At 69.1% G+C, this 2,251-nt stretch carries 2 protein-coding genes and 1 pseudogene; all 3 read left to right on the forward strand.

Features of this window, described 5'->3' with window-relative positions:
- The coding region (locus tag U9980_RS03035; RefSeq protein WP_322766584.1) for a thiamine pyrophosphate-dependent enzyme at nucleotides 1-1,102 on the forward strand (1,102 nt) is incomplete at its 5' end.
- 56 nt (nucleotides 1,103-1,158) lie between these two features.
- Nucleotides 1,159-2,090, forward strand: a pseudogene (locus tag U9980_RS03040) (alpha-ketoacid dehydrogenase subunit beta).
- 40 nt (nucleotides 2,091-2,130) lie between these two features.
- Nucleotides 2,131-2,251, forward strand: a 121-nt coding sequence (locus U9980_RS28380; protein WP_416210129.1) for a biotin/lipoyl-containing protein, incomplete at its 3' end; no start/stop codon positions are given.

A 2,251-nucleotide genomic window follows, 5' to 3' on the forward strand; every position in this document is an offset into this window, starting at 1 on the left:
CTACGACCCCTACCTCGCGGACCTCACCGACGCCGACCTGTACGGGCTCCTGCGCGACATGGTGATCGCGCGCCGCCTCGACGACGAGGCAACGGCTCTCCAGCGTCAGGGCGAACTCGGCCTGTGGGCCAGCCTGCGTGGTCAGGAGGCGGCCCAGGTCGGCTCGGCCAGGGCGCTGCGCGACGACGACATGGTCTTCCCGTCCTACCGCGAACACGCGGTGGCCTGGTGCCGCGGGGTCGACCCGCTCGACGTCCTCGGCCTGTTCCGCGGGGTCACCCACGGCGGATGGGACGCGGACAAGCACGGATTCCAGTGCTATGCGATCGTCGTCGGCTCGCAGGCCCTGCACGCCACCGGCTATGCGATGGCCGTCTCCCGCGAGCATGCCGCTGGCCCCGCTGGCACTGGCAGCACCGGCACCAGCAGCAGCAACGGCCAGAGCCGGAACCAGGACCAGGACATGTCAGCGACGCTGGTCTACTTCGGTGACGGGGCGTCCAGCCAGGGGGACGTCAACGAGGCGCTCAACTGGGCGGGTGTCTTTGCAGCTCCGGTGGTGTTCTTCTGCCAGAACAACCAGTGGGCGATCTCCGAACCGGCCCGACGGCAGAGCCTGGCACCGATCTACCGGCGAGCGTCCGGGTTCGGTATCCGGGGCGTCCAGGTTGACGGCAACGACGTGCTGGCGACGCTCGCGGTGACCCGCTGGGCGCTGGACTCGGCCCGCCGGGGACATCCGACACTGGTCGAGGCGGTGACATACCGGATGGGCGCGCACACCACCGCTGACGATCCATCCCGGTACCGCCACGCAGCGGAGCTGGCGCACTGGGGCCAGCGGGACCCGGTGGCACGGATGACCACCTACCTACGCGGCTGCGGGCTTCTGGACGACGCTGGCGCCGCCGCTCTCGACGCCGAGGCCGACGCCCTCGCGGCGACGGTGCGCAGCCGGTGCGTGCGGCTGCCCGACCCGTCCCCGCAGAGCCTTTTCGATCACGTGTACGTGGACGAACCCGAGACCCTGAGCGCCGCGCGGGACGCCTGTCTGGAGCTCGAACTGGCACCGGCAACGCTCGAACCGCGAAAGGCGAACTGACGGTGCGCTCGACGCTGACGCTGGCCAAGGCTCTCAATACCGGACTGCGCACGGCCATGGCCGCCGATGAGAAGGTCGTGGTGATGGGTGAGGACGTCGGCAGGCTCGGCGGCGTCTTCCGGATCACCGAGGGGCTGCTAGCCGACTTCGGCGAGGCGCGCGTCATCGACACACCGCTGGCCGAGTCCGCGATCATCGGAACCGCGATCGGGATGGCCATGCGTGGGCTCCGGCCGGTATGCGAAATCCAGTTCGACGGCTTCGTCTACCCGGCCTTCGACCAGATCGTCACCCAGCTGGCGAAAATCCACTACCGGACCCGGGGACGGGTCCGGTTGCCGGTGACGGTCCGCATCCCGTTCGGTGGTGGCATCGGCGCTGTCGAGCACCACAGCGAGTCACCGGAAGCCTACTTCTGCCATACCGCCGGCCTCAAGGTCGTCGCCTGTTCCAGCCCGACCGATGCCCACACGATGATCCGGCAGGCGGTCGCGGCCGACGACCCGGTGATCTTCTTCGAGCCCAAGCGCCGGTACTGGGAAAAAGGAGATGTCGAAACCGACGAGCCGCTGACCGGGCGATCCCGTTGCACACCAGCCGGGTCGTGCGGACCGGCGACGACGCAACACTGGTCGCCTACGGCCCGATGGTACGGACCTGCCTGGACGCGGCCGTGGCAATGGCCGACGAGGGTCGCGAGCTTGAGGTCATCGACCTGCGCACCCTGTCCCCCCTCGACCTGACTCCGGTGCTCACGTCCGTGCGCCGGACCGGCCGGTGTGTCGTCGTTCACGAGGCGCCGTCGAACGTGTCCCTGTCCGCGGAGATCGCGGCCCGGGTGACCGAGGCCGCGTTCTACTCCTTGGAGGCTCCGGTACTACGCGTCACCGGTTATGACATCCCGTACCCGCCGGCCCGTCTGGAGGACCACTACCTACCGGACGTCGACCGGATCATGGACGCCGTCGACCGTTCCTTCCAGTACTGACCGGTGGGTCCGATGCCGGGCAGCAAGTTGGAGGTCACCCGTGCCACATGAACAGTTCCGCCTCCCCGACCTGGGCGAGGGCCTACCGGACGCCGAAATCGTCCGGTGGCTGGTGGAGGTGGGCGAGCCGGTAGCGGTCAATCAGCCGCTCGTCGAGGTGG

The organism is Protofrankia sp. Cr1, from assembly GCF_963555865.1.
Lineage (GTDB): Bacteria > Actinomycetota > Actinomycetes > Frankiales > Frankiaceae > Protofrankia.